This window comes from Citrobacter sp. Ce006, from assembly GCF_030336535.1.
In the GTDB taxonomy this organism is placed as follows: Bacteria; Pseudomonadota; Gammaproteobacteria; order Enterobacterales; family Enterobacteriaceae; genus Citrobacter; species Citrobacter europaeus.
Map to the genome: position 1 here is coordinate 564,149 of NZ_JAOWDO010000073.1, position 26,933 is coordinate 591,081.

At 52.6% G+C, this 26,933-nt stretch carries 26 protein-coding genes; 17 read left to right on the plus strand and 9 right to left on the minus strand.

The annotated features are described in order from the left end of the window. Positions 1–3 precede the first annotated feature (3 nt). The 13 genes from rseP (at position 4) to tilS (ending at position 17,056) form a co-directional block, all read left to right on the plus strand. Positions 4–1,356, plus strand: a complete 1,353-nt coding sequence (gene rseP, locus OGV94_RS21340; protein ID WP_043018489.1) for a sigma E protease regulator RseP — start codon at positions 4–6, stop codon at positions 1,354–1,356. Positions 1,357–1,385: 29 nt separating this feature from the next. Further along, entirely contained in the window at positions 1,386–3,800 is a 2,415-nt protein-coding gene (bamA, locus tag OGV94_RS21345) for an outer membrane protein assembly factor BamA (protein ID WP_043018490.1), read from the plus strand. Between the two features lie 122 nt (positions 3,801–3,922). Further along, a complete protein-coding gene (skp, locus tag OGV94_RS21350; RefSeq protein ID WP_016151765.1) occupies positions 3,923–4,408 on the plus strand; it encodes a molecular chaperone Skp in 486 nt (161 codons plus the stop codon). Between the two features lie 3 nt (positions 4,409–4,411). Then, a complete protein-coding gene (gene lpxD / locus OGV94_RS21355; protein ID WP_043018491.1) occupies positions 4,412–5,437 on the plus strand; it encodes a UDP-3-O-(3-hydroxymyristoyl)glucosamine N-acyltransferase in 1,026 nt (341 codons plus the stop codon). A 103-nt stretch (positions 5,438–5,540) separates the two neighbouring features. Next, positions 5,541–5,996, plus strand: coding sequence for a 3-hydroxyacyl-ACP dehydratase FabZ (fabZ, locus tag OGV94_RS21360; RefSeq protein ID WP_003018528.1), 456 nt, complete (start codon positions 5,541–5,543; stop codon positions 5,994–5,996). A gap of 3 nt (positions 5,997–5,999) precedes the next feature. Beyond that, positions 6,000–6,788: an acyl-ACP--UDP-N-acetylglucosamine O-acyltransferase gene (lpxA, locus tag OGV94_RS21365; RefSeq protein ID WP_047406073.1), complete on the plus strand. Its 789-nt coding sequence runs from the start codon at positions 6,000–6,002 to the stop codon at positions 6,786–6,788. Next, complete coding sequence (gene lpxB, locus OGV94_RS21370) at positions 6,788–7,936, plus strand: lipid-A-disaccharide synthase (protein WP_286513985.1); 1,149 nt, start codon at positions 6,788–6,790, stop codon at positions 7,934–7,936. Before lpxA ends, lpxB begins: the two co-directional genes overlap by 1 nt. Then, complete coding sequence (rnhB, locus tag OGV94_RS21375) at positions 7,933–8,529, plus strand: ribonuclease HII (protein ID WP_047406069.1); 597 nt, start codon at positions 7,933–7,935, stop codon at positions 8,527–8,529. The genes lpxB and rnhB overlap by 4 nt, the downstream gene beginning before the upstream one ends. 24 nt (positions 8,530–8,553) lie before the next feature. Continuing rightward, a complete protein-coding gene (gene dnaE / locus OGV94_RS21380; protein WP_043018494.1) occupies positions 8,554–12,036 on the plus strand; it encodes a DNA polymerase III subunit alpha in 3,483 nt (1,160 codons plus the stop codon). Positions 12,037–12,048: 12 nt separating this feature from the next. Continuing rightward, positions 12,049–13,008 (plus strand): acetyl-CoA carboxylase carboxyl transferase subunit alpha, encoded by a 960-nt coding sequence (accA, locus tag OGV94_RS21385; RefSeq protein ID WP_043018495.1) that lies wholly within the window; start codon positions 12,049–12,051, stop codon positions 13,006–13,008. Positions 13,009–13,107: 99 nt separating this feature from the next. Next, complete coding sequence (gene ldcC, locus OGV94_RS21390; protein WP_043018496.1) at positions 13,108–15,246, plus strand: lysine decarboxylase LdcC; 2,139 nt, start codon at positions 13,108–13,110, stop codon at positions 15,244–15,246. Positions 15,247–15,312: 66 nt separating this feature from the next. Continuing rightward, positions 15,313–15,702, plus strand: coding sequence for a VOC family protein (locus tag OGV94_RS21395; protein ID WP_043018497.1), 390 nt, complete (start codon positions 15,313–15,315; stop codon positions 15,700–15,702). Between the two features lie 61 nt (positions 15,703–15,763). Further along, complete coding sequence (gene tilS / locus OGV94_RS21400) at positions 15,764–17,056, plus strand: tRNA lysidine(34) synthetase TilS (protein WP_080625702.1); 1,293 nt, start codon at positions 15,764–15,766, stop codon at positions 17,054–17,056. A 53-nt stretch (positions 17,057–17,109) separates the two neighbouring features. Here the strand turns inward: tilS and rof are convergent, their stop codons facing one another. Both rof and OGV94_RS21410 read right to left on the minus strand, forming a co-directional pair. Then, positions 17,110–17,370, minus strand: a complete 261-nt coding sequence (rof, locus tag OGV94_RS21405) for a Rho-binding antiterminator (RefSeq protein ID WP_003018503.1) — start codon at positions 17,368–17,370, stop codon at positions 17,110–17,112. Beyond that, positions 17,357–17,557, minus strand: a complete 201-nt coding sequence (locus tag OGV94_RS21410) for a YaeP family protein (RefSeq protein WP_003018499.1) — start codon at positions 17,555–17,557, stop codon at positions 17,357–17,359. The genes rof and OGV94_RS21410 overlap by 14 nt, the downstream gene beginning before the upstream one ends. A gap of 188 nt (positions 17,558–17,745) precedes the next feature. Here OGV94_RS21410 and OGV94_RS21415 point away from each other — a divergent pair, with 188 nt between their 5' ends. The 3 genes from OGV94_RS21415 to nlpE are packed head-to-tail and all read left to right on the plus strand — an operon-like array spanning position 17,746 to position 19,442. Next, positions 17,746–18,291: a YaeQ family protein gene (locus OGV94_RS21415; RefSeq protein WP_003018497.1), complete on the plus strand. Its 546-nt coding sequence runs from the start codon at positions 17,746–17,748 to the stop codon at positions 18,289–18,291. Beyond that, positions 18,288–18,710, plus strand: a complete 423-nt coding sequence (arfB, locus tag OGV94_RS21420) for an alternative ribosome rescue aminoacyl-tRNA hydrolase ArfB (protein ID WP_047406060.1) — start codon at positions 18,288–18,290, stop codon at positions 18,708–18,710. The genes OGV94_RS21415 and arfB overlap by 4 nt, the downstream gene beginning before the upstream one ends. Before the next feature lie 30 nt (positions 18,711–18,740). Further along, positions 18,741–19,442, plus strand: coding sequence for an envelope stress response activation lipoprotein NlpE (nlpE, locus tag OGV94_RS21425; RefSeq protein WP_087051038.1), 702 nt, complete (start codon positions 18,741–18,743; stop codon positions 19,440–19,442). A 66-nt stretch (positions 19,443–19,508) separates the two neighbouring features. On the opposite strand, the gene OGV94_RS21430 is transcribed toward nlpE, so the two are convergent. The 7 genes from OGV94_RS21430 to metN form a co-directional block, all read right to left on the minus strand. Further along, positions 19,509–20,333, minus strand: a complete 825-nt coding sequence (locus tag OGV94_RS21430) for a YaeF family permuted papain-like enzyme (protein ID WP_043018501.1) — start codon at positions 20,331–20,333, stop codon at positions 19,509–19,511. A gap of 53 nt (positions 20,334–20,386) precedes the next feature. Next, entirely contained in the window at positions 20,387–22,105 is a 1,719-nt protein-coding gene (gene proS, locus OGV94_RS21435; protein WP_286524352.1) for a proline--tRNA ligase, read from the minus strand. A gap of 113 nt (positions 22,106–22,218) precedes the next feature. Next, complete coding sequence (gene tsaA / locus OGV94_RS21440; protein WP_043018503.1) at positions 22,219–22,926, minus strand: tRNA (N6-threonylcarbamoyladenosine(37)-N6)-methyltransferase TrmO; 708 nt, start codon at positions 22,924–22,926, stop codon at positions 22,219–22,221. Further along, positions 22,923–23,327 carry an envelope stress sensor lipoprotein RcsF gene (rcsF, locus tag OGV94_RS21445; RefSeq protein ID WP_043018504.1) on the minus strand — a complete coding sequence of 135 codons (405 nt, stop codon included), beginning with the start codon at positions 23,325–23,327 and terminating at the stop codon, positions 22,923–22,925. Before rcsF ends, tsaA begins: the two co-directional genes overlap by 4 nt. Positions 23,328–23,443: 116 nt before the next feature. Next, complete coding sequence (metQ, locus tag OGV94_RS21450) at positions 23,444–24,259, minus strand: methionine ABC transporter substrate-binding lipoprotein MetQ (protein ID WP_006686809.1); 816 nt, start codon at positions 24,257–24,259, stop codon at positions 23,444–23,446. 44 nt (positions 24,260–24,303) lie between these two features. Continuing rightward, positions 24,304–24,957: a methionine ABC transporter permease MetI gene (locus OGV94_RS21455; RefSeq protein ID WP_003018471.1), complete on the minus strand. Its 654-nt coding sequence runs from the start codon at positions 24,955–24,957 to the stop codon at positions 24,304–24,306. Next, positions 24,950–25,981 carry a methionine ABC transporter ATP-binding protein MetN gene (metN, locus tag OGV94_RS21460; RefSeq protein ID WP_043018505.1) on the minus strand — a complete coding sequence of 344 codons (1,032 nt, stop codon included), beginning with the start codon at positions 25,979–25,981 and terminating at the stop codon, positions 24,950–24,952. The genes OGV94_RS21455 and metN overlap by 8 nt, the downstream gene beginning before the upstream one ends. Before the next feature lie 189 nt (positions 25,982–26,170). Between metN and gmhB the strand changes: the two genes are divergently transcribed. Next, a complete protein-coding gene (gmhB, locus tag OGV94_RS21465) occupies positions 26,171–26,737 on the plus strand; it encodes a D-glycero-beta-D-manno-heptose 1,7-bisphosphate 7-phosphatase (RefSeq protein ID WP_043018506.1) in 567 nt (188 codons plus the stop codon). Positions 26,738–26,933 lie beyond the last annotated feature (196 nt).

Below are 26,933 nucleotides of genomic sequence, written 5' to 3' on the forward strand. Positions count from 1 at the left end.
CTTATGCTGAGTATTCTCTGGAATCTGGCTGCATTCATTGTCGCACTTGGTGTGCTTATCACCGTGCATGAATTTGGTCATTTCTGGGTTGCACGGCGCTGCGGAGTCCGCGTCGAACGCTTTTCCATTGGCTTTGGAAAAGCGCTTTGGCGGCGTACCGATAAATCAGGTACGGAATACGTCATCGCTCTGATTCCCCTCGGCGGTTACGTCAAAATGCTGGATGAGCGCGCTGAACCGGTCGCACCGGAGCTGCGCCATTACGCTTTCAACAATAAAACGGTTGGACAACGCGCAGCCATCATCGCCGCAGGTCCGATTGCAAACTTCCTTTTTGCTATTTTCGCTTACTGGCTGGTGTTTATCATCGGTGTCCCTGGCGTTCGTCCGGTTGTTGGTGAAATAACGCCCAACTCGATTGCCGCACAGGCGCAAATTCAGCCGGGTACGGAACTAAAAGCGGTTGATGGTATCGAAACCCCTGATTGGGATGCTGTGCGATTGCAACTGGTATCCAAAATCGGCGATGAGCGTACGACTCTCAGCGTGGCGCAGTTTGGCAGCGACCAGCGGCAGAACAAAACGCTGGATTTACGCCATTGGGCATTTGAGCCAGACAAAGAGGATCCCGTCTCCAGTTTAGGGATTCGTCCGCGCGGTCCGCAGATCGAATCGGTGCTGTCAGAAGTGCAGGTTAACTCCGCTGCAAGTAAGGCGGGTTTGCAAGCTGGCGACAGGATCGTTAAAGTCAATGGTCAGCCGCTTACGCAATGGATGACGTTCGTGACGCTGGTGCGCGATAATCCGGATAAGCCGTTAGCGCTAGATATTGAAAGACAAGGAAGTTCCTTGTCTTTAACGTTAACCCCAGATTCAAAACAGGTTAACGGAAAGGCAGAAGGTTTTGCGGGCGTGGTGCCTAAAGTTATTCCTCTGCCTGATGAGTATAAGACTGTACGCCAGTATGGGCCATTCAGCGCTATCCTCGAAGCCTCGGATAAAACGTGGCAGTTGATGAAGCTGACGGTCAGTATGCTGGGAAAATTGATTACCGGTGATGTAAAACTGAACAACCTCAGTGGGCCGATTTCTATCGCCCAGGGGGCTGGGATGTCAGCGGAGTTCGGAGTTATTTATTACCTGATGTTCCTTGCGCTTATCAGCGTGAACTTAGGGATAATCAACCTGTTTCCGTTGCCCGTTCTTGACGGGGGGCATCTGCTGTTCCTGGCGATTGAAAAGCTGAAGGGCGGTCCGGTATCCGAGCGGGTTCAAGACTTTAGTTATCGCATTGGCTCTATCTTGCTGGTGTTGTTAATGGGGCTTGCACTTTTCAATGATTTCTCTCGGTTGTAAGAGAGTGTTAGGAAGAACGCATAATAACGATGGCGATGAAAAAGTTGCTCATAGCGTCGCTGCTGTTTAGCAGCGCCACCGTATACGGTGCTGAAGGGTTCGTAGTGAAGGACATTCATTTCGAAGGCCTACAGCGAGTCGCCGTTGGTGCGGCTCTCCTCAGTATGCCGGTGCGCACAGGCGACACGGTTAATGATGAAGACATCAGTAATACCATTCGTGCTCTGTTCGCCACCGGTAACTTTGAGGATGTCCGCGTCCTGCGCGATGGTGATACCCTTCTGGTTCAGGTAAAAGAACGTCCGACGATTGCCAGCATCACTTTCTCCGGTAACAAATCGGTGAAAGATGACATGCTCAAGCAAAACCTCGAGGCGTCTGGCGTACGTGTTGGCGAGTCTCTGGATCGCACCACGCTTGCCGATATCGAAAAAGGGCTGGAAGATTTCTACTATAGCGTCGGTAAGTACAGCGCCAGTGTGAAAGCGGTGGTAACGCCGTTGCCGCGTAACCGCGTTGACCTCAAGCTGGTCTTCCAGGAAGGCGTTTCGGCGAAGATCCAACAGATCAACATCGTCGGCAACCATGCCTTCTCGACCGACGAACTGATCTCTCACTTCCAACTGCGTGATGAAGTGCCGTGGTGGAACGTAGTGGGCGATCGTAAATACCAGAAACAGAAACTGGCGGGCGACCTTGAAACCCTGCGCAGCTACTATCTGGATCGCGGTTATGCTCGCTTCAATATCGATTCTACCCAGGTCAGCCTGACGCCGGATAAAAAAGGTATCTATATCACCGTTAACATCACTGAAGGCGAGCAGTACAAGCTTTCTGGGGTACAGGTGAGCGGTAACCTGGCCGGGCATTCCGCCGAAATTGAGACCCTGACTAAAATCGAGCCAGGCGAACTCTATAACGGCACCAAAGTGACCAAAATGGAAGATGATATCAAGAAGCTTCTGGGTCGCTATGGTTATGCCTATCCGCGCGTACAATCGCAGCCTGAAATTAACGATGCCGATAAAACCGTTAAATTACGTGTAAACGTAGATGCGGGTAACCGTTTCTATGTGCGTAAGATTCGTTTTGAAGGTAACGACACCTCTAAAGATTCCGTTCTGCGTCGCGAAATGCGCCAGATGGAAGGTGCCTGGTTGGGTAGCGATCTGGTCGATCAGGGTAAAGAGCGTCTGAACCGTCTGGGTTACTTTGAAACCGTTGATACCGATACTCAGCGTATACCGGGCAGCCCGGATCAGGTTGATGTGGTCTACAAGGTCAAAGAGCGTAACACCGGTAGCTTTAACTTCGGCGTCGGTTACGGTACTGAGAGCGGTGTGAGCTTCCAGGCCGGTGTCCAGCAAGATAACTGGTTAGGTACCGGTTATTCTGTCGGAATTAACGGCACCAAAAACGACTACCAGACCTATACTGAGTTGTCTGTAACTAACCCGTACTTCACCGTTGATGGTGTGAGTCTCGGTGGCCGCGTCTTCTATAACGATTTTGAGGCGGATGACGCAGACCTGTCTGACTATACCAACAAAAGTTATGGTACTGACGTAACGCTTGGCTTCCCGATTAACGAATACAACACGTTGCGTGCGGGTGTCGGTTATGTACATAACTCCTTGTCTAACATGGATCCACAGGTTGCGATGCAACGTTATCTGGAATCCATGGGTGAAAATCCTGACGCTGATAGCTTCAAATCAGACGACTTCACCTTCAACTATGGTTGGACATATAACAAGCTGGACCGTGGCTACTTCCCAACGGAAGGTACGCGTGTCAACCTGAACGGTAAAGTGACCATTCCGGGTTCTGACAACGAATACTACAAAGCGACGCTGGATACCGCGACCTATGTACCGATCGATGACGATCACAAGTGGGTTGTTCTGGGTCGTACCAAGTGGGGTTACGGTGATGGAATAGGCGGCAAAGAGATGCCGTTCTACGAGAACTTCTATGCCGGTGGTTCCAGCACCGTGCGTGGCTTCCAGTCCAATACCATCGGTCCGAAGGCTGTCTATTTACCGGCTAATCGTTATCACGACGATGACAATTATGATAACGAGTGTGACGCCAGCAATACTTCACCGTGTGAATCGGATGATGCGGTGGGCGGTAACGCCATGGCTGTCGCCAGCCTGGAATTCATCACCCCGACGCCGTTTATCAGCGACAAGTATGCCAACTCGGTCCGTACCTCGTTCTTCTGGGATATGGGTACCGTTTGGGATACGAACTGGGATTCAGCTAAGTACTCTGGTTATCCGGACTACAGCGATCCAAGCAATATCCGTATGTCCGCGGGTATCGCTTTACAATGGATGTCCCCATTGGGGCCGTTGGTTTTCTCCTACGCCCAGCCGTTCAAGAAGTACGATGGAGACAAAGCGGAACAGTTCCAGTTTAACATTGGTAAAACCTGGTAATTGTTCTTCGCAAAGGAATGTAGTGGTAGTGTAGCGCTGACTTTAGGCGATCTTGCATGGGATCGCCTGGCCACGCAAAGAACTGTACCTTCGGGTGCAAATGGGATGGTAAGGAGTTAATTGTGAAAAAGTGGTTATTAGCTGCAGGTCTCGGTTTAGCGATGGCAACGTCCGCACAGGCTGCTGACAAAATTGCAATCGTCAACATGGGTAGCCTGTTCCAACAGGTTGCACAGAAGACGGGCGTTTCTGCTACGCTGGAAAACGAGTTCAAAGGCCGTGCCAGCGAACTGCAGCGTATGGAATCCGATCTGCAATCTAAAATGCAGCGTCTGCAATCCATGAAAGCGGGTAGCGATCGTACCAAGCTGGAAAAAGACGTTATGGCTCAGCGTCAGACTTTCTCTCAGAAAGCTCAGGCTTTTGAGCAGGATCGTGCGCGTCGTTCCAACGAAGAACGTGGCAAACTGGTTACTCGTATCCAGACAGCTGTGAAATCTGTTGCTAACAGCCAGAGCATCGATCTGGTTGTTGACGCTAACACCGTTGCATACAACAGCAGCGATGTAAAAGACATCACCGCTGACGTACTGAAACAGGTTAAATAAGTAATGCCTTCAATTCGACTGGCTGATTTAGCAGAGCAGTTGGATGCAGAATTACACGGTGATGGCGATATCGTCATCACCGGCGTAGCGTCCATGCAATCTGCGCAAACTGGCAATATCACGTTCATGGTGAATCCTAAGTACCGTGAACACTTAGGCGTATGCCAGGCCTCTGCCGTTGTGATGACGCAGGACGATCTTCCTTTTGCTAAGTGTGCAGCGCTGGTAGTGAAGAATCCCTACCTGACCTATGCACGCATGGCGCAAATCTTAGATACCACGCCGCAGCCCGCACAAAACATTGCACCGAGTGCAGCGATCGATGCGACGGCGAAGCTGGGTAATAATGTCTCTGTGGGCGCAAATGCGGTCATTGAGTCTGGCGTAGAACTGGGCGATAACGTCGTTATCGGCGCAGGCTGCTTCGTCGGAAAAAATACAAAAATCGGCGCAGGTTCTCGCTTGTGGGCGAATGTGACGATTTACCACGATATTCAGATCGGTGAGAATTGCCTGATCCAGTCCAGTACTGTCGTCGGATCTGATGGATTCGGTTACGCGAACGATCGCGGTAACTGGGTGAAGATCCCGCAACTTGGTCGGGTGATTATCGGCGATCGCGTCGAGATCGGCGCTTGTACCACTATTGACCGTGGTGCTCTGGACGATACTGTGATCGGCAATGGTGTTATCATTGATAACCAGTGCCAGATTGCGCATAACGTTGTGATTGGCGACAATACGGCGGTAGCCGGTGGCGTCATTATGGCGGGTAGCCTGAAGATTGGCCGTTACTGCATGATTGGCGGCGCCAGCGTGATCAATGGGCATATGGAAATATGCGATAAAGTCACGGTTACTGGCATGGGTATGGTGATGCGTCCTATCACTGAACCTGGCGTCTATTCCTCAGGCATTCCGCTACAGCCCAACAAGGTATGGCGTAAAACAGCTGCACTGGTGATGAATATTGATGATATGAGCAAGCGTCTCAAAGCGATTGAGCGCAAGGTTAATCAACAAGACTAAAACACCTTTTTTGCATGTCTGACTTTTCGGCCTGTCCCATTCATACGATTGCGACAGGCCGTGTTATTATTGCCTTTTAGTATATTTTGACAGGAAGAGTATTTTGACTACTAACACTCATACTCTGCATATTGAAGAGATTTTAGAACTTCTGCCGCACCGTTTTCCGTTTCTGCTGGTTGACCGCGTGCTGGATTTTGAAGAAGGTCGTTTTCTGCGCGCAGTGAAAAATGTATCCGTTAACGAGCCTTTCTTCCAGGGCCACTTTCCGGGTAAACCTATTTTCCCAGGCGTACTGATTCTGGAAGCGATGGCGCAGGCCACCGGTATCCTCGCGTTTAAAAGCGTAGGAAAGCTGGAACCAGGCGAACTGTACTATTTCGCGGGTATTGACGAAGCGCGCTTTAAGCGTCCTGTCGTGCCAGGCGATCAGATGATCATGGAAGTGACTTTCGAGAAAACGCGCCGTGGCCTGACCCGTTTTAAAGGGGTTGCGCTGGTCGACGGTAAAGTTGTGTGCGAAGCAACGATGATGTGTGCCCGTAGCCGGGAGGCCTGATACGTGATTGATAAATCCGCCTTTATTCACCCAACCGCCATTGTGGAAGACGGCGCCAGCATTGGCGCTAACGCTCACATTGGCCCATTTTGTATTGTTGGACCCCATGTTGAAATTGGTGAGGGTACCGTACTGAAGTCTCACGTTGTCGTGAATGGCCATACAAAAATTGGTCGCGATAACGAGATCTATCAGTTTGCCTCCATCGGCGAAGTTAACCAGGATCTGAAATATGCTGGCGAACCGACCCGCGTGGAAATTGGCGATCGCAACCGCATCCGCGAAAGCGTCACCATTCATCGTGGCACAGTGCAGGGCGGTGGAGTGACGAAGGTGGGCAGCGATAACTTACTGATGATTAATGCGCACGTCGCGCATGATTGTACGGTAGGCAACCGCTGTATTCTGGCGAATAACGCCACGCTTGCCGGACATGTTTCGCTTGATGATTTTGTTATCATCGGCGGCATGACTGCGGTGCATCAGTTCTGCATCATCGGCGCGCATGTGATGGTTGGCGGCTGTTCTGGCGTAGCCCAGGACGTGCCTCCATATGTTATCGCTCAGGGCAACCACGCGACGCCGTTTGGCGTCAATATCGAAGGTCTGAAGCGTCGTGGATTCACCCGCGAAGCGATTACCGCGATTCGTAACGCCTACAAAGCGTTGTACCGTAGTGGTAAAACGCTGGAAGAAGTGAAACCAGAAATCGCGGAACTGGCGAAACAGTATCCCGAAGTTCAGGCTTTCAGCGACTTCTTTGAGCGCTCAACGCGTGGCCTGATTCGTTAATGACTGAGCAGCGTCCTTTAACGATTGCCCTCGTCGCCGGAGAAACCTCCGGCGATATTCTTGGTGCAGGGTTAATCCGTGCGCTCAAGGCCCGCGTTCCGAATGCGCGTTTTGTTGGTGTGGCGGGTCCGCTGATGCAGGCCGAAGGCTGTGAAGCCTGGTACGAAATGGAAGAGCTGGCGGTAATGGGCATTGTTGAAGTGCTCGGACGCCTGCGCCGTTTACTGCATATTCGCGCCGATCTTACTCGCCGGTTCGCCGACTTAAAGCCGGATGTTTTTGTTGGTATTGATGCGCCTGACTTCAACATTACCCTTGAAGGGAACCTGAAAAAGCAGGGCATTAAAACTATTCATTACGTCAGCCCCTCTGTGTGGGCCTGGCGACAGAAACGCGTTTTCAAAATAGGCAGATCCACCAATATGGTGCTGGCCTTTCTGCCTTTCGAAAAAGCGTTTTATGACAAATTTAACGTCCCGTGCCGCTTTATCGGTCATACCATGGCGGATGCCATGCCGTTGGATCCGGATAAAAACGCGGCACGCGATGTTCTGGGCATTCCCCATGATGCTCACTGCCTGGCGCTATTGCCTGGAAGCCGTGGCGCAGAAGTGGAGATGCTCAGTGCCGATTTTCTGAAAACGGCGCAGTTGTTACGTCAGCATTATCCGGATCTCGAAGTGGTGGTGCCGTTGGTGAATGCCAAACGTCGCGAGCAGTTTGAGCGAATTAAAGCTGAAGTAGCACCGGAGCTTTCTGTTCATCTGCTCAACGGGATGGGACGTGAAGCAATGGTGGCCAGCGATGCTGCACTGCTGGCTTCAGGTACCGCCGCGCTGGAATGTATGCTGGCAAAATGCCCGATGGTGGTTGGCTACCGAATGAAACCTTTCACCTTCTGGCTGGCGAAGCGTCTGGTGAAGACCGACTACGTTTCGCTACCTAACCTGCTGGCGGGAAGAGAACTGGTTAAAGAGCTGTTGCAGGAAGAGTGTGAACCGCAGGCGCTGTCGCAAGCGCTGTTGCCGTTGCTGGCGAATGGTAAAACCAGCCATGCAATGCACGACACATTCCGTGAACTGCACCAGCAGATCCGTTGCAATGCTGATGAGCAGGCGGCGGATGCGGTCCTGGAGTTAGCGCAATGATTGAGTTTGTGTATCCACATACGCATTTAGTGGCGGGTGTGGATGAAGTTGGACGTGGTCCTTTGGTCGGCGCCGTTGTCACCGCCGCCGTCATTCTGGATCCGGCTCGCCCTATTATCGGTCTTAACGACTCAAAAAAACTGTCAGAAAAACGTCGCCTGGCGCTGTTTGATGAAATTAAAGAAAAAGCGTTAAGCTGGAGTCTGGGGCGTGCAGAACCGCATGAAATCGACGAGCTGAATATTTTGCATGCCACCATGCTGGCCATGCAGCGTGCGGTTGCGGGTCTGCATATTGCGCCGGAATACGTACTGATTGACGGCAATCGTTGCCCGGCATTACCGGTGCCATCGATGGCGGTAGTCAAAGGCGACAGCCGCGTGGCGGAGATTAGCGCGGCGTCGATACTAGCAAAAGTCACCCGTGACGCTGAAATGGCGGCCCTGGATACGGTGTTCCCGCAGTATGGCTTTGCACAGCACAAAGGCTATCCAACCGCTTTTCATCTGGAAAAGTTGGCAATGCATGGTGCAACCGAGCACCATCGCCGTAGTTTTGGCCCCGTCAAACGCGCACTGGGACTCACGTCCTGATTCTTGTGTCGAAGGAATCTGAAGATGTCTGAACCTCGTTTCGTCCACCTGCGGGTGCACAGCGACTACTCCATGATCGATGGGCTGGCGAAAACCGGGCCGCTGGTGAAAAAGGCGGCCGCGTTAGGCATGCCTGCGCTGGCGATCACCGATTTTACCAACCTGTGTGGTCTGGTGAAGTTTTACGGAGCGGGTCACGGTGCGGGTATCAAGCCGATAGTTGGCGCAGATTTTCATGTCCGCAGCGAGCTGTTGGGCGATGAACTCACACAGCTCACCGTGCTGGCCGCAAACAATACCGGCTATCAGAACCTGACGTTGTTGATATCGAAAGCCTATCAGCGTGGTTATGGCGCAGAAGGGCCGGTCATCGACAGGGACTGGCTGGTCGAGCTTAAAGAAGGTTTGATTTTGCTCTCCGGCGGTCGCATGGGCGACGTCGGGCGTAGCCTGCTGCGCGGTAATAGCGCACTGGTTGATGAGTGCGTGGGGTTTTACGAAGAACATTTTCCCAATTGCTACTTCCTCGAACTTATCCGCACCGGCAGGCAAGATGAAGAGAATTATCTGCATGCCGCGGTAGAACTGGCTGAAACGCGTGGTCTTCCGGTGGTGGCGACCAACGATGTTCGCTTCCTTGAAACCGGTGATTTTGACGCGCATGAAATCCGCGTGGCAATCCACGACGGGTTCACCCTTGATGACCCGAAACGCCCGCGTAACTATTCACCGCAGCAGTATATGCGCAGTGAAGACGAGATGTGTGAGCTGTTCTCGGATATTCCGGAAGCGCTGCAAAACACCGTCGAGATAGCCAAACGTTGTAATGTGACGGTGCGTCTGGGCGAGTATTTCCTGCCGCAGTTCCCGACTGGTGATATGACCACTGAGGATTTCCTCGTGGCAAAATCACGCGAAGGTCTGGAAGAACGTCTGGAATTTTTGTTCCCTGACCCAGAAGTTCGCGCGCAGAAGCGCCCGCCTTATGACGAACGTCTGGAGATTGAACTTAAAGTTATCAACCAGATGGGATTCCCAGGCTACTTCCTGATCGTTATGGAGTTTATCCAGTGGTCGAAAGATAACGGCGTACCGGTAGGCCCGGGACGTGGCTCCGGCGCCGGCTCGCTTGTCGCCTATGCACTGAAAATTACCGACCTGGATCCGCTGGAATTTGACCTGCTGTTCGAACGTTTCCTGAACCCGGAACGTGTCTCAATGCCCGACTTCGACGTTGACTTCTGTATGGAGAAACGCGACCAGGTCATCGAGCACGTGGCAGAAATGTACGGTCGTGATGCGGTTTCGCAGATTATTACCTTCGGTACCATGGCGGCTAAGGCGGTTATCCGTGACGTGGGCCGTGTGCTCGGTCACCCGTACGGCTTCGTTGACCGTATTTCGAAACTGGTGCCGCCCGATCCGGGCATGACGCTGGCCAAAGCCTTTGAAGCCGAACCTCAACTGCCGGAAATCTATGAGGCAGATGAAGAGGTTAAAGCGCTGATTGATATGGCGCGTAAGCTGGAAGGCGTCACGCGTAACGCCGGTAAGCACGCCGGTGGCGTGGTTATCGCGCCGACCAAAATTACCGATTTTGCGCCGCTGTACTGCGATGAACAGGGGCTGCACCCGGTTACTCAGTTTGATAAGAATGACGTGGAATATGCCGGCCTTGTGAAGTTCGACTTTCTTGGTCTGCGTACGCTCACCATCATCAACTGGGCGTTGGAAATGATCAACGCGCGCCGTGAAAAGAACGGCGAGCCGCCGCTGGATATCGCCGCGATTCCGCTGGATGACAAGAAAAGCTTCGACATGCTGCAACGCTCGGAGACCACGGCGGTCTTCCAGCTTGAATCCCGCGGCATGAAAGATCTTATCAAACGTCTGCAGCCTGACTGCTTCGAAGATATGATCGCACTGGTGGCCCTGTTCCGTCCTGGTCCGCTGCAGTCGGGGATGGTAGATAACTTTATCGACCGTAAGCATGGTCGCGAAGAGATTTCCTACCCGGATGTACAATGGCAGCATGAGTGTCTGAAACCGGTACTGGAGCCGACCTACGGCATTATCCTGTATCAGGAACAGGTTATGCAGATTGCCCAGGAGCTGTCCGGATATACCCTTGGCGGCGCGGACATGCTGCGTCGTGCGATGGGTAAGAAAAAGCCGGAAGAGATGGCTAAGCAGCGCGGCACCTTTGAAGAAGGAGCGAAAAAGCGCGGCGTCGACGGCGAACTGGCGATGAAAATCTTTGACCTGGTGGAGAAATTCGCCGGTTACGGATTTAACAAATCGCACTCCGCTGCCTATGCGTTGGTCTCTTACCAGACGCTGTGGCTGAAGGCGCATTACCCAGCCGAGTTTATGGCGGCAGTAATGACGGCCGATATGGATAACACCGAGAAAGTGGTCGGGCTGGTGGATGAGTGCTGGCGTATGGGGCTCAAAATCCTGCCGCCGGATATCAACTCCGGGCTTTATCATTTTCACGTGAATGATGATGGTGAGATTGTCTACGGCATCGGCGCGATAAAAGGCGTGGGTGAAGGGCCAATTGAAGCTATTATTGAGGCGCGCAACGAAGGCGGTTATTTCCGCGAGCTGTTTGATCTCTGTGCCCGCACGGATATCAAAAAACTCAACCGTCGGGTGCTGGAAAAGTTAATCATGTCCGGGGCGTTCGACCGCCTTGGACCACATCGCGCGGCGTTGATGAATTCGCTCAACGATGCGCTCAAAGCCGCCGATCAGCATGCGAAAGCCGAGGCTATTGGTCAGGCTGATATGTTTGGCGTGCTGGCGGAAGAGCCGGAACAAATTGAACAGTCTTATGCCAACTGTACTCCATGGCCGGAGCAGGTGGTATTAGAAGGGGAACGTGAAACGTTAGGGCTTTACCTGACGGGACATCCCATCAATCAGTATCTAAAAGAAATTGAGCGCTATGTTGGAGGCCACAGGCTGAAAGACATGCATCCGACAGAACGTGGTAAAGTCACCACGGCTGCGGGGCTCGTCATTGCTGCGCGGGTAATGGTCACCAAGCGCGGCAATCGTATCGGCATCTGTACCCTGGATGACCGTTCCGGGCGTCTGGAAGTTATGTTGTTTACCGATGCCCTGGATAAATACCAGCAATTGCTGGAAAAAGACCGCATACTTATCGTCAGCGGACAGGTCAGCTTTGATGACTTCAGCGGCGGGCTTAAAATGATGGCCCGTGAAGTCATGGATATTGACGAAGCCCGGGAAAAATATGCTCGCGGGCTTGCTATCTCGCTGACGGACAGGCAAATTGATGACCAGCTTTTAAACCGACTCCGTCAGTCTCTGGAACCCCACCGCTCGGGGACAATTCCAGTACATCTCTACTATCAGAGGGCGGATGCACGTGCGCGATTGCGTTTTGGCGCAACGTGGCGTGTCTCTCCGAGCGATCGTTTGCTAAACGATCTCCGTGGCCTTATTGGTTCGGAGCAGGTGGAACTGGAGTTTGACTAATACAGGAATACTATGAGTCTGAATTTCCTTGATTTTGAACAGCCGATTGCAGAGCTGGAAGCAAAAATCGATTCTCTGACTGCGGTTAGCCGTCAGGATGAGAAACTGGATATTAACATCGATGAAGAAGTGCATCGTCTGCGTGAAAAAAGCGTAGAACTGACGCGTAAAATCTTCGCCGATCTCGGCGCATGGCAGGTAGCCCAGCTGGCGCGCCATCCACAGCGTCCGTACACCCTGGATTATGTCCGCCTGGCATTTGATGAATTTGATGAGCTGGCGGGCGATCGTGCCTATGCGGATGATAAAGCTATTGTCGGCGGCATCGCGCGTCTGGATGGCCGTCCGGTGATGATTATTGGTCATCAGAAAGGCCGTGAGACCAAAGAAAAAATCCGTCGCAATTTCGGCATGCCAGCGCCGGAAGGCTATCGCAAAGCGCTGCGTCTGATGGAAATGGCCGAGCGTTTTAATATGCCGATCATTACCTTCATCGATACCCCAGGGGCTTACCCGGGCGTGGGCGCGGAAGAGCGTGGTCAGTCTGAAGCGATCGCACGCAACCTGCGTGAAATGTCGCGTCTGAGCGTACCGGTAATCTGCACCGTCATCGGTGAAGGTGGTTCCGGCGGCGCGCTGGCGATCGGCGTAGGCGATAAAGTGAACATGCTGCAATACAGCACCTATTCCGTTATCTCCCCGGAAGGTTGCGCCTCCATTCTGTGGAAAAGCGCCGACAAAGCGCCGCTGGCCGCAGAAGCGATGGGGATTATCGCGCCGCGTCTGAAAGAGCTGAAGCTTATCGACTCTATCATCCCGGAACCGCTGGGCGGCGCGCACCGCAACCCGGAAGTCATGGCTGCGTCCCTGAAGGCACAACTGCTGGCCGATCTCGCCGACCTCGACGTGTTAGGCAAAGAAGATTTGAAAAACCGTCGTTACCAGCGTCTGATGAGCTACGGTTACGCGTAAACTGCATTAATTCTGAAAAGGGCCACTATGCTGTGGCCCTTTTTTTTACCTGTGGTTTGGCCAGGCTATGATTAACTAAGGTTTTTCCAGGAGGAACGCATGAATATCATTGCCATCATGGGACCGCATGGCGTCTTTTATAAAGATGAGCCCATCAAGGAACTTGAGCGTGCGCTGCAACAGCAGGGGTTTCAGATTATCTGGCCGCAGAACAGCGTCGACCTGCTGAAGTTTATCGAACACAACCCGCGAATTTGCGGCGTCATTTTTGACTGGGATGAATACAGCCTGGAGCTGTGCAGTGATATCAACCAGCTCAACGAGTATCTCCCGCTCTACGCCTTTATTAATACCCATTCGACGATGGATGTCAGCGCGCACGACCTGCGCATGGCGCTGTGGTTTTTTGAGTATGCGCTGGGCCAGTCTGAGGACATTGCCACCCGCATTCGCCAGTACACCAGCGAATACCTCGATAACATCACGCCTCCTTTCACCAAAGCGCTGTTTACCTATGTGAAGGAAGGAAAGTATACCTTCTGCACGCCCGGACACATGGCGGGAACGGCGTATCAGAAAAGCCCGGTCGGCTGCCTGTTCTATGATTTCTTTGGCGGCAATACGCTGAAAGCCGACGTGTCAATTTCTGTGACCGAGCTGGGCTCGTTGCTGGATCATACCGGGCCGCATCTGGAAGCGGAGGAGTATATTGCGCGCACTTTTGGCGCCGAGCAGAGCTATATGGTGACCAACGGCACCTCGACGTCGAACAAGATTGTTGGCATGTACGCCGCGCCTGCAGGCAGTACGCTGCTGATCGACCGCAACTGCCATAAGTCGCTGGCGCATTTGCTGATGATGAACGATGTCGTGCCCATCTGGCTGAAGCCTACGCGTAACGCGCTGGGGATCCTGGGCGGTATACCCCGCCGGGAATTTACCCGCGTAAGTATTGAACGCAAGGTAGAAGAGACCCCTCAGGCGCAATGGCCGGTACATGCGGTTATCACCAACTCCACCTATGACGGCCTGCTGTATAATACCAACTGGATCAAGCAAACCCTGGATGTGCCCTCTATCCATTTTGATTCAGCCTGGGTGCCGTATACCCACTTTCATCCGATCTATCAGGGGAAAAGCGGGATGAGCGGTGAACGGGTTCCGGGAAAGGTGATTTTTGAAACCCAGTCCACCCACAAGATGTTGGCGGCGTTGTCACAAGCTTCTCTGATCCACATTAAGGGCGATTACGACGAAGACACGTTCAACGAAGCCTTTATGATGCACACCTCCACGTCTCCGAGCTACCCGATAGTGGCGTCGATAGAAACGGCGGCGGCAATGCTGCGTGGCAATTCAGGCAAGCGGTTAATCAATCGTTCGGTGGAGCGAGCACTGCACTTCCGCAAAGAAGTGCAGCGGCTACGTGAAGAATCAGATGGCTGGTTCTTTGATATCTGGCAGCCGGAAAAGGTAGATGAAGCGGAGTGCTGGCCAGTAGCGCCTGGTGAAGACTGGCACGGATTTGTCGATGCTGATGCCGACCACATGTTCCTCGACCCGGTGAAGGTCACGATTCTGACACCGGGGATGGATGAACAGGGAAATATGAGTGAAGAGGGGATTCCTGCCGCGCTGGTGGCGAAATTCCTTGATGAACGCGGCGTCGTTGTCGAGAAAACAGGACCGTATAATCTGTTATTCCTGTTCAGTATCGGCATTGATAAAACCCGGGCGATGGGGCTGTTGCGCGGCCTGACGGAATTTAAGCGCTCGTACGATCTGAATTTACGCGTGAAAAATATGCTGCCGGATCTGTATGCCGAGGATCCCGATTTCTATCGCAATATGCGTATTCAGGATCTGGCGCAGGGGATCCATAAGCTCATCCGTCAACACGATCTCTCCGGGCTGATGCTGCGGGCATTTGATACCTTACCGGAGATGAAAATGACGCCGCACCAGGCTTGGCAGCGGCAGATCAAAGGTGAGGTTGAAACCGTCGCGCTTGATCAACTGGTGGGGCGCATTTCCGCTAATATGATCCTGCCTTATCCTCCCGGCGTGCCGCTCCTGATGCCTGGGGAAATGATCACTGCCAATAGCCGCGCTGTACTCGATTTCCTGCTGATGCTGTGTTCAGTGGGCCAGCATTATCCTGGATTTGAAACCGATATTCATGGCGCTAAACTGGGTGAGGATGGCGTGTATCGTGTGAGAGTCTTAAAAATGGCATAACGACTTGCCTGAACCCATTACGTACGAGTAACGTGCTGACAGAAAAACGAAAGAGGCGATGACCCTATGCTGGGATTAAAACAGGTTCACCATATTGCCATTATTGCGACGGACTACGCGGCGAGTAAGGCATTTTACTGCGATGTGCTGGGCTTTACGCTAATCAGCGAAGCCTACCGGGAAGAACGTGACTCGTGGAAAGGCGATCTGGCATTGAACGGTCATTATGTGATTGAGCTTTTTTCTTTTCCGTTTCCACCTTGCCGCCCGAGTCGACCGGAAGCCTGCGGTTTACGCCATCTGGCGTTCAGCGTGGACGACGTGGAAAAAGCGATTGCGCATCTGGAAGCTCACCACGTGAAGTGCGAATCCGTGCGTATCGATCCGTTTACCGGCAAACGCTTTACGTTTTTTAACGATCCTGACGGATTACCGCTCGAACTGTACGAGCTGTAAGGCTTGTCATTGTGGCGTTAGCCCGGTAACGTGCCGGGCAATGCCCTTGTAAGTAACCATCATGACGACACTCACGCTGAACACTTCACTGCTGAATTCTCAATCGATTCTGGTCGCCTTTAGCGGCGGGCTGGACTCTACCGTACTGCTGCATCAACTGGTGCTGTGGCGAGCGCAAAATCCTGAGCTCGCTTTACGCGCAATCCATATTCATCACGGATTAAGCCCGCAGGCAGACAGTTGGGTGCAGCACTGTGAGTCGGTATGTGCGCAGTGGCAGGTGCCGCTGGTGGTTGAACGAGTCCATCTTGAGGATGAGGGTCTGGGCATCGAAGCTCAGGCGCGACGCGCGCGCTATCAGGCATTTGCGCAGACCTTACTACCGGGCGAGGTGCTGATGACCGCCCAGCATCTCGATGACCAGTGTGAAACCTTTCTGCTGGCGCTTAAGCGCGGCAGCGGTCCTGCCGGACTTTCTGCCATGGGCGAAAACTCACCGTTCGCCGGAACCCAACTGATTCGACCGTTGCTGGCGCAAACGCGAGAGGCGCTTGAAACATGGGCGCGGCAGCATGAATTATGCTGGATCGAAGATGAAAGTAATCAGGATGATGCCTACGATCGCAATTTCCTGCGTCTGCACGTTATCCCGCAACTGCAACAGCGCTGGCCGCACTTCGCGCAAGCCGTTGCCCGCAGCGCCGCGCTGTGCGCCGAGCAGGAGAGTTTGCTGGATGAACTTCTGGCCAACGATTTAGCGCAATGTGTGACTGTCCAGGGCACACTGTTACTGACGCCGTTAATGACAATGAGCGGCGTACGGCGTGCCGCTCTGCTTCGTCGCTGGCTGGCGGGGTTAAATGCACCGATGCCTTCCCGTGATGGACTGGAACGTATCTGGCAGGAAGTGGCGCTGGCGCGGGAAGATGCTTCTCCCTGTTTTCGACTTGGAGAATACGAGGTCCGTCGCTATCAGTCACAGCTATGGTGGGTCAAACCGGTCGATGGGCAAAGTGAAACCGTCATTCCGTGGCCATGCTGGGAAACGCCGTTGACGCTGCCAGTTGGGTTAGGCTCTGTGCAGCTCATCTCTGCTGGTGAATTGCGTATGCCACAAGCGGATGAAGCCGTCAGCATTCGTTTTAAAGCGCCAGGCGTATTGCATATTGTCGGGCGTAACGGTGGACGTAAATTAAAGAAAATCTGGCAGGAGCAGGGGATCCCACCCTGGCGTCGAGATACCACGCCGCTGTTGTTTTATGGCGAAACGCTGATAGCGGCTGCGGGTGTTTTTGTGACGCTTGAGGGTATAGCGGAAGATGGGGCTGGTGTGAGTCTGGTTTGGCATGCCTGATGGCGCTGCGCTTATCAGGCCTGGTCATTTAGGCCTGATAAGGTACAAGAAAGTTAAGATTCGCTGACCACCACGGTACCGATTTGCGGGTGGCTGAAGCTGGCAATTTTGTCGAGACGAAGCTCCCGGGTTTCACCCGCGACATCGGCGACCAGATATTCCACGTTTTTACGCGAAACCAGGTCATTCGCTTTCGCCTGCAAAACTTCGCCATCTTTTAGCGCCAGCGTCAGTAACAAATGGTGCTGGCAGGCGAGTTCAAGATTGTCGTAATCATCGCAGTTGATGGGTTGATACGTTTCATTCATTGACATAATCGCTCACCAGTAAGTTCGCGGCAGCATACGCCGCTTTTTCCCTGACCGACTCTGGAAGGGCGCTGTCTGCCGCCACTTCATTAAGCACCTTCAATACGCAACCCAGCGCATCCGGGATATACCCTAAGTCTCCGCTGGCGATTTCCGCGTACCGCTTGCGTATTAACTCACAATATTTTTCCACATGCCCTCCTGTCAGCATTCTGACTTAACCGTGGATGCAAGTCTAAGCCTACGAAGATAAACTCTGTTTAGCAAGGTGACTATACCATACTCATTCAAGCAATATCAGCGCCTTGATAGAGGAGCAGTTAGCAGCCTTTTGCCGCAGTTTTCGCTACAATGTGCGCCTGATTCGAAAGGAGTTCTCTCATGGCGCTTAAAGCGACAATTTATAAAGCCGTTGTCAACGTAGCGGATCTCGACCGCAACCAGTTCCTTGACGCGGCCTTGACGCTGGCGCGTCACCCCTCTGAAACCCAGGAGCGCATGATGCTGCGCCTGCTAGCATGGATTAAATATGCCGATGAACGGCTGCAGTTCACGCGTGGCCTGAGCGCGGAAGACGAGCCTGAAGCATGGCTGCGTAACGACCATCTGGGCATTGATCTCTGGATTGAGCTGGGTTTGCCGGATGAGCGCCGTATTAAAAAAGCCTGTACCCAGTCTGGTGAGGTTGCCCTGTTTGCTTACAACAGCCGTGCGGCCCAGATCTGGTGGCAGCAAAACCAGAACAAGTGCGCGCAGTTTAAAAATCTGACCGTGTGGTATCTGGATGATGAACAACTGGCGCAACTGAGTGATTTTGCTGGTCGTACAATGGCGCTGCAGGCGACTATCCAGGACGGCGCTATCTGGTTGTCTGACTCTCAGAACAATCTGGAAATTCATCTGACCGCGTGGCAGCCGCGTTCATGATTGTTATCTCCCGAAACGTCTCTATCCCTGACAATGAGCTGGAAATCACGGCGATTCGGGCGCAGGGCGCGGGCGGTCAGCACGTTAACAAGACCTCGACGGCTATCCATTTGCGCTTTGACATTCGGGCCTCTGGCCTGCCAGAGTATTATAAGGAACGACTGCTTGCCGCCAGCCATCATCTGATTAGCGGTGATGGCGTGATTATCATTAAGGCGCAGGAATACCGTAGCCAGGAGCTTAATCGGGAAGCGGCAATCGCCCGACTGGTCGCGGTAATAAAAGAATTAACCGCAGTGCAAAAAAGCCGACAGGCAACTCGCCCTACGCGCGCCTCGAAAGAGCGCAGGTTGTCATCGAAGGCGCAAAAGTCCACAGTGAAAGCACTGCGCGGGAGAGTTCGTCGAACACAAGACTGACGAGCAGGAATAAAAATTTATAAGGAATTCATAGTGAAAACAGCAATATTGTCCGTAGTCGCTGCATGTACGCTTTTTTCCTTGATCGGCTGTAACAACCGTACTGAAGTCGAAGTACTACAGCCGACGCGGGCGGCAGAATTAAAACCGATGCAGCAAAGCTGGCGTGGCATTTTGCCTTGCGCGGACTGCGAAGGAATTGAAACTTCTCTGTTCCTGGAAAAAGACGGCACATGGGTGATGAACGAACGCTATCAGGGCGTGCGGGATGAACCGTCCTCTTTTGCCTCTTATGGTACATGGGCGCGCACTGCCGACAAACTGGTGCTGACTGACAGCAAAGGTGAAAAGTCGTACTACCGGGCAAAAGGTGAAGCGCTGGAGATGCTCGATCGTGAAGGTAACCCGATTGAGTCACAGTTCAACTACACGCTCCAGCCGGTTTCCGCCAGCTTACCGGTGACGCCAATGCCGATGCGGGGGATGTATTTCTATATGGCGGATGCCGCAATCTTTACCGACTGCACAACGGGTAAGCGTGTTTCTGTCGCGAACAATGCACAACTGGAGCGAGATTATCTGGTTGCGCGTGGCGCAACGGATAAGGCGGTGCTGCTCACGGTGGAAGGGCACTTCACGATGGAAGCAAATCCGGATACGGGCGCGCCCGTGAAAACGTTAATAGCGGATAAAGAAATTAAGTTTATCCCTGGGCAGAGTTGCGAAAATTAATCTGTCGCTTTTAAAAACTGTCCGGTGATTTCCCGGACAGTTTTCCTGTTTTCGGCTGATAAGGTTTTATCGGATCAATCCAACAAAACGACTCGTTTTGATATAAATACCTAACTTCAGGTGGCCGACATACTGCAGCTTCGTTTCAGACTTAAACGCGGAAATGTCGCCTTCGCGCATATGCATCAGGTCGGAAGGGCTAATCCAACCCGACTGCGCCATCGTTAGCGGGTGCCCGGCTTTGGCAAACGCATCAGTCACGAATTCGGAGCAAAACCACGCCTTCTTTTCTCCCTCGCTGGCATTGCTCAGTTGTGCTTTCGCCAGTCCGCTGACGCACTGCTGGCGAAAATCCTCTGAGAAAGGATTTAACGAACATATTTGCCTGGTCATCATAAACGGAATAAATTCTGCGATGCCGCGATAGTTATAGCCGCTGTCCTTGATTTTATAGGCAAATATTTTGATTTCTTCGGCCTGCAGTGGAGTGAGGTCGGGGACCCTCAGGGCAAAAAGCTTATCGCTGTGCTTTTCCACCTGCTCAAGAGAAACGATTTGCACGCCCGCCCCGGTTGCTTCTGCAACTTCATTATTACCCAGGTAAACGGCAACATGGCTGACAGAAGAAGTACTGAACGCGCGGATACTGAATGAGGTAACCCCAAGGCTAGAAGAAAATAACAGATCGCCAGGCTTGAGTTCGGTATCTGTAATCTCATGCAATGCCTTAGCAGTAAAGGAGCTTTGTCGCTGGAATTTTATCGCCCATTTTTTTGCCTGGGCATCGACGGCGGTTGCAGATGAATTCTGTTGACTGACGTCAAGCGTGCAGGCTGAAAGCAGAAAAAAGAAGGGGAAGAGCAGGCGATAATACGCCGCTGGTTTAGCCATTTTATACAATCCATGTAAAAAAAGGCCCTGATAATCAGGGCCTTTTGTCGGTATTAGCCTTTAATGGCTTTGACCAGGAAGTCGACGATGTCGCCGGTTTTAATCAGCTCTTTCTCGCCGTTACGACGGTATTTGTATTCGATATCGTCGTTGTCGAGGTTACGGTCGCCCAGCACGATAGTGTGCGGAATACCGATCAGTTCCATATCGGCAAACATCACGCCCGGACGCTCTTTACGATCGTCCATCAGTACTTCAATACCCTGCGCGCGCAGCTCAGCGTACAGCTTCTCAGCCAGCTCCTGCACACGGTAGGACTTGTGCATGTTCATTGGCAGAATCGCCACCTGGAACGGGGCGATAGCGTCTGGCCATACAATGCCGCGATCGTCAAAGTTTTGTTCAATAGCGGCAGCCACCACGCGAGTAACCCCGATACCGTAGCAGCCCATGGTCAGCGTTTGGTTACGACCATCTTCGCCCTGAACGGCGGCTTTCATCGCTTCAGAGTACTTGGTCCCCAGCTGGAAGATGTGGCCCACTTCGATACCGCGTTTGATCATCAGCGTACCTTTGCCATCCGGGCTTGGGTCGCCGGCGACGACGTTACGAATATCAGCAACTTCTGGCGTAGCCACGTCGCGATCCCAGTTGATACCGAAATAGTGTTTACCGTCGATGTTGGCACCGGCGGCAAAATCACTCATTACCGCAACGGTACGGTCGATAACCACAGGAATCGGCATGTTCACTGGCCCCAGCGATCCTGGACCTGCTTTTACCAGCGCACGAATTTCTTCTTCGGTGGCGAAGGTCAGCGGGCTGGCAACCTGCGGCAGTTTTTCCGCTTTGACTTCGTTCAGCTCGTGATCGCCACGAACCAGCAACGCAACCAGCGGGTAGCTGCTGCCTTCAACCGCTTTCACCAGCAGGGTTTTCACGGTTTTTTCGATAGGCAGGTTGAACTGCTCAACCAACTCGGCGATGGTTTTAGCGTTCGGCGTATCGACCAGCGTCATTTCCTGGGTTGCTGCCGCACGCGGCTCTTTCGGCGCCACGGCTTCGGCGAATTCGATGTTTGCTGCATAGTCGGAGGAGTCGGAGAAGATCACATCGTCTTCACCGCTCTGCGCCAGCACCTGGAATTCGTGAGAGGCGCTGCCGCCGATAGAACCGGTATCCGCTTGTACCGCACGGAAATCAAGACCCATACGGCTGAAGATTTTGCTGTACGCGGCGTACATCGCGTCGTAGGTTTCCTGCAGGGATTCCTGAGAGGTGTGGAAAGAGTAGGCATCTTTCATCAGGAATTCGCGGGAACGCATCACGCCGAAGCGCGGACGGACTTCGTCACGGAATTTGGTCTGGATCTGATAGAAGTTCAGCGGCAGCTGTTTGTAGGAGCTCAGCTCGTTACGGATCAGATCTGTGATCACTTCTTCATGCGTTGGGCCGAGTACGAACGGACGAGCGCCACGGTCAGCAATACGCAGCAGTTCCGGACCATATTGTTCCCAACGGCCGCTCTCTTCCCACAGTTCAGAAGGCTGAACGACCGGCATCAACACCTCGATCGCACCGGCGTTATTCATCTCTTCACGCACGATGTTTTCGACTTTTTTCAGGACGCGCACGCCGGTCGGCAGCCAGGTATATAACCCGGAGGCCAGCTTGCGGATCATCCCGGCGCGCAGCATCAGCTGGTGGCTGATGACCTCGGCGTCGGCAGGTGTCTCCTTCAGAGTGGAGAGCAAATATTGGCTAGTACGCATGTTGTTACGGTTCCAGTTGAACGATCGAACAGGCTCAAAATGAGCCTGGCACAAAACAAAAGTGGTTTAGTTTACCAGCGAGAAAGGGATGTCAAAAGAGTAGGCGACGCAAATTAGCGGGCTTCCAGCGCAAAGACCTCAAATCCTGACGGCGTGACGCGCCAGCGAACGTTAAAGTCCAGCAGCCAGACGGCGTAGGTTTTGCCTTCTTCCTCGTTTTTGCGGTATGCAGGGCGTGGATCCTGCGCCAGCACTTCGGCAATAAACTGACGAAGATGCGGGTAACGTTGTTCGAGCTTTAATAGCTGCTCAGTGAGCTCTTTACTGAACGTCACATCTACACTGGCCTGCGGCGCGTCCTGAGCATAGCTGGCGCGAGCATCAGGCAGCGATTCGGCAAACGGCAGATACGGTTTTATATCCACTACTGGCGTGCCATCAACAAGATCCAGCCCGCCAAGCTCGAGGATGACGTGCTCTTTATGGCAGCGAATGCCCCGCAGCTCAACCAATGACATGCCAACAGGGTTAGGACGAAACGTTGAACGCGTGGCGAAAACACCCATTCTGGCGTTGCCGCCAAGACGGGGAGGGCGCACGGTTGGACGCCATCCACCTTCCATCGTCTGGTGAAAAACAAAAATCACCCACAAATGGCTGAAGGCTTCCAGGCCGCGAACGGCATCGGCCTGGTTATAAGGTGCGAGCAAATGCAGTTCACCGCTGGCGCTTTTCACCAGACCTGGCTGGCGTGGCACGGCGAACTTTTCTTTATAGGGTGAGCGGATAACGCCTATTTGCTCGAACTGAAAATGGCTCATTTCGCCGAAATGTTCAGTGCAGAACCGATGCAAACCGCCTGGCGATAGCAACCCGGCGTTCCGCTGGTCACTTCGCAACTGTGCAGCAATACCGCATTCGCTTTCATTTTAGAGGCGTTAATCTGCATGCGTTTGCGTGCGGTTGGAATGCTCGGAGGGGAATCCTGGTTGGATGCCTGGCAGGATTCGCCGCTAACTTCGCCGAGATCGCGGAACGGTTTACCCACTAAATCTTCAGCGTTAGTAATGATTCTTACCGGCGTCGCGCGCGGTGCTTTTGGTTTTTCCGGCTCCGCTTTAGGCGGGGTAGCGGTGCTTTGAACGGGTTCAACAGGGGATCTGCTTAACATAGAACAGCCGCTCAGCATGAGTGCTACTAAACAGATCGGTAAAGCACGCATAATATTTCCTCAATGAATGATCTAAACGTCAGATATTGAATCAGGTGCTTGCATAAATGACAAGACGGGCAAGCGCCCGTCCTGATGATATTACAGATTCTGTAAACAGCCTAAAATTACCAGCCCTTAACAGCACCGCCGTTGAAGACTTTGTTTGCTGCTTCGTACACTTCATCAGACTGGTATGCCTGAACGAATTTCTTCACGTTCTCAGCATCTTTATTGTCTTCACGAGTCACGATCAGGTTTACGTACGGAGAATCTTTATCTTCAACAAAGATACCGTCTTTTGCCGGGGTCAGGCCGATCTGGCTGGCGTAGGTGGTGTTGATGACCGCCAGGGCGATTTGCGCATCGTCCAGAGAACGCGGCAACTGCGGCGCTTCCAGTTCAACCAGCTTCAGGTTTTTCGGGTTTTCAATCACGTCCAGCGCGGTCGGCAGCAGGCCAACACCGTCTTTCAGTTTGATTAAGCCCACTTTTTGCAGCAGCAGTAAGGAACGGCCAAGGTTAGTCGGATCGTTTGGAATCGCGACCTGAGAACCTTCCTGCAGCTCATCCAATGATTTGATTTTTTTGGAGTAACCCGCAATCGGGTAAACAAAAGTATTACCTGCGGCAACCAGTTTGTAACCGCGATCTTTGATCTGCTGATCCAGGTACGGTTTGTGCTGGAAGGCGTTAGCATCGATATCGCCTTTGCTCAGCGCTTCGTTAGGCAGAACGTAATCGTTAAACGTGACCAGCTCAACGTCCAGACCGTATTTTTCTTTAGCCACTTTCTGCGCGACTTCTGCAACCTGCTGCTCTGCGCCAACAATAACGCCCACTTTGATGTGGTTAGGATCTTTTTCATCCTGACCGCAACCCACAAGTGCCAGAGAACCGATCAGGGCTCCAACTGCCGCAAAGGTTTTGAATTTGAACGCCATGCTTATTTCCTTTTCTTAATGAGTTTTTAGTGTTGTGTGCAACGTTATTTGTGCGTGACAGCCCGAACGATGCGATCGCCGGATAACTGAATTAAATAAACCAGAACGACGAGCAATACCAGTACTGTATTCATTACGGTAGCGTTGTAACCAATATAGCCGTACTGATAACCAATCTGTCCAAGACCACCTGCACCGACGGCACCGCCCATCGCCGAGTAACCAACCAGCGTGATGAGGGTGATGGTGGCCGCATTGACCAGTCCTGGCAGTGCTTCTGGCAGTAATACCTTACGCACAATCTGCAGCGGAGTAGCGCCCATTGCACGCGAGGCTTCAATCAGCCCGGTCGGGATTTCGAGCAGCGCGTTTTCCACCATACGGGCGATAAAAGGCGCGGCGCCAACGGTCAGCGGGACGATAGCGGCCTGCAGCCCGATAGAGGTACCCACGATCATGCGGGTGAACGGAATCATCCACACCAGCAAGATGATAAATGGGATGGAACGGAAAATGTTCACTAGCGCAGAGAGCGTACGATAGAGCTTCGCGTTCTCAATGATTTGCCCAGGGCGGGTTACGTACAGCAACACGCCAACTGGCAGGCCAATCACAAAACCAAAAAAACCGGACACAAAGGTCATTGCCAGCGTTTCCCATACGCCGCGAACCAGCAGCCACATCATCGGCTCAGACATAACCTAGTACCTCTACTTTTACATGGTGTTCCTGCAACCAGTTAATGGCCGCTTGTGTATCTTCTTGTGTGCCGTGCATTTCAGTCAGCATGATGCCGAACTTCACGCCGCCGGCATAATCCATCTGCGCACTAATAATGTTGTTATTCACATTAAAGCGACGGGCCGTCTCAGAGAGTAATGGTGCATCGACCGAATGACCGGTGAATTCCATACGCAGCATCGGCACGCTGTCGGCTTCCGGCTCCGCTTTTAAACGTTCCAGATAATCTTCCGGAATATCCAGGTGCAGCGTGGACTGGATAAATTTCTGTGCCAGCGGCGTTTTCGGGTGTGAGAACACTTCGCTGACGGTGTCCTGCTCAATCAGTTCACCATTACTGATGACCGCCACGCAGTCACAAATACGTTTTACAACGTCCATCTCGTGGGTAATCAGCAGAATGGTGAGTCCCAGGCGACGGTTAATGTCTTTCAATAATTCCAGAATCGAACGGGTTGTTGCCGGATCGAGTGCGCTGGTAGCTTCATCGCACAGCAGCACCTTGGGATTACTTGCCAACGCACGGGCGATCGCCACACGTTGTTTTTGTCCACCGGAAAGGTTGGCCGGATAGCTATCGTGCTTGTCGCCAAGACCGACTAAATCAAGCAACTCTGTTACACGGCGTTTGATCTCTTCCTTTGGCGTGTTATCCAGTTCCAGCGGCAGCGCGACGTTGCCAAACACGGTACGGGAAGATAGCAGGTTAAAGTGCTGGAAAATCATGCCGATTTGACGGCGAGCTTTAGTCAGTTCTGACTCAGAAAGCGTCGTCAGCTCCTGACCGCCAACCTGAACGCTGCCTTCGGTAGGGCGTTCAAGTAAGTTAACGCAGCGGATGAGCGTACTTTTACCGGCACCCGAGGCGCCAATGACGCCATAAATCTGCCCGGCAGGAACGTGCAGGCTGACGTTATTAAGCGCCTGAATGGTGCGAGTCCCCTGCAGGAACACTTTGGTGATATTCGAAAGTTTAATCATTGGTTATTTATTATCGTAATTAAGTTAGCCGTGGCATTTTCATCTGTCTGGTACGGTCGAAGCCGTCAACAAGATGGATGTTAAGGCATCCAGACGTCTAAATCAATCTAGCTTTGCACGATGAGCACTTTCTTGCCCGCCGAAACATGCGATACTAGAGCCACATGCCTTATTCAGGAGCTATAAAAGGTGGCAAAATCTGTACCCGCAATTTTTCTCGACCGTGACGGCACCATTAATGTGGACCATGGTTACGTACATGAGATTGACGAGTTCGAGTTTATCGACGGCGTTATTGATGCCATGCGTGAACTTAAAAGCATGGGTTACGCACTGATCGTCGTGACCAACCAGTCTGGTATCGCTCGCGGTAAATTTACTGAGGCACAGTTTGAAACGTTGACCGAATGGATGGACTGGTCGCTGGCGGATCGCGACGTTGATCTGGATGGTATCTACTATTGCCCACATCATCCGCAAGGAACTGTAGAAGAATATCGTCAGGTCTGCGACTGCCGTAAACCGCATCCTGGAATGTTGATCTCCGCCCGAGACTTCCTGCACATCGATATGGCCGCTTCTTATATGGTAGGCGACAAAATAGAAGATATGCAGGCGGCGGCGGCTGCGAATGTTGGCACCAGGGTACTGGTGCGCACGGGTAAACCTGTTACCCCGGAAGCAGAAAATGCGGCAGATTTGGTCATAAACAGTCTGGCAGACTTGCCAATGGCAATAAAAAAGCAGCAAAAGTAAGCGTAATGGATAAAAGGTGAGCGGTTGAAGCAAAAATGCATTTTTCCGCTTGTCTTCCTGAGTCGACTCCCTATAATGCGCCTCCATCGACACGGCGGATGTGAATCACTTCACACAAACAGCCGGTTGATTGAAGAGAAAAATTCTGAGATTCAGGGTTGACTCTGAAAGAGGAAAGCGTAATATACGCCACCTC

Excerpts from the sequence above, each read along its gene's own strand:
- rseP (WP_043018489.1), top strand. The coding sequence starts at position 4 with ATGCTGAGTATTCTCTGGAATCTGGCTGCATTCATTGTCGCACTTGGT.
- bamA (WP_043018490.1), top strand. The coding sequence starts at position 1,386 with ATGGCGATGAAAAAGTTGCTCATAGCGTCGCTGCTGTTTAGCAGCGCC.
- lpxD (WP_043018491.1), top strand. The coding sequence starts at position 4,412 with ATGCCTTCAATTCGACTGGCTGATTTAGCAGAGCAGTTGGATGCAGAA.
- lpxB (WP_286513985.1), top strand. The coding sequence starts at position 6,788 with ATGACTGAGCAGCGTCCTTTAACGATTGCCCTCGTCGCCGGAGAAACC.
- rnhB (WP_047406069.1), top strand. The coding sequence starts at position 7,933 with ATGATTGAGTTTGTGTATCCACATACGCATTTAGTGGCGGGTGTGGAT.
- dnaE (WP_043018494.1), top strand. The coding sequence starts at position 8,554 with ATGTCTGAACCTCGTTTCGTCCACCTGCGGGTGCACAGCGACTACTCC.
- accA (WP_043018495.1), top strand. The coding sequence starts at position 12,049 with ATGAGTCTGAATTTCCTTGATTTTGAACAGCCGATTGCAGAGCTGGAA.
- ldcC (WP_043018496.1), top strand. The coding sequence starts at position 13,108 with ATGAATATCATTGCCATCATGGGACCGCATGGCGTCTTTTATAAAGAT.
- OGV94_RS21395 (WP_043018497.1), top strand. The coding sequence starts at position 15,313 with ATGCTGGGATTAAAACAGGTTCACCATATTGCCATTATTGCGACGGAC.
- tilS (WP_080625702.1), top strand. The coding sequence starts at position 15,764 with ATGACGACACTCACGCTGAACACTTCACTGCTGAATTCTCAATCGATT.
- rof (WP_003018503.1), bottom strand. The coding sequence starts at position 17,370 with ATGTCAATGAATGAAACGTATCAACCCATCAACTGCGATGATTACGAC.
- OGV94_RS21415 (WP_003018497.1), top strand. The coding sequence starts at position 17,746 with ATGGCGCTTAAAGCGACAATTTATAAAGCCGTTGTCAACGTAGCGGAT.
- arfB (WP_047406060.1), top strand. The coding sequence starts at position 18,288 with ATGATTGTTATCTCCCGAAACGTCTCTATCCCTGACAATGAGCTGGAA.
- OGV94_RS21430 (WP_043018501.1), bottom strand. The coding sequence starts at position 20,333 with ATGGCTAAACCAGCGGCGTATTATCGCCTGCTCTTCCCCTTCTTTTTT.
- proS (WP_286524352.1), bottom strand. The coding sequence starts at position 22,105 with ATGCGTACTAGCCAATATTTGCTCTCCACTCTGAAGGAGACACCTGCC.
- tsaA (WP_043018503.1), bottom strand. The coding sequence starts at position 22,926 with ATGAGCCATTTTCAGTTCGAGCAAATAGGCGTTATCCGCTCACCCTAT.
- rcsF (WP_043018504.1), bottom strand. The coding sequence starts at position 23,327 with ATGCGTGCTTTACCGATCTGTTTAGTAGCACTCATGCTGAGCGGCTGT.
- metQ (WP_006686809.1), bottom strand. The coding sequence starts at position 24,259 with ATGGCGTTCAAATTCAAAACCTTTGCGGCAGTTGGAGCCCTGATCGGT.
- OGV94_RS21455 (WP_003018471.1), bottom strand. The coding sequence starts at position 24,957 with ATGTCTGAGCCGATGATGTGGCTGCTGGTTCGCGGCGTATGGGAAACG.
- metN (WP_043018505.1), bottom strand. The coding sequence starts at position 25,981 with ATGATTAAACTTTCGAATATCACCAAAGTGTTCCTGCAGGGGACTCGC.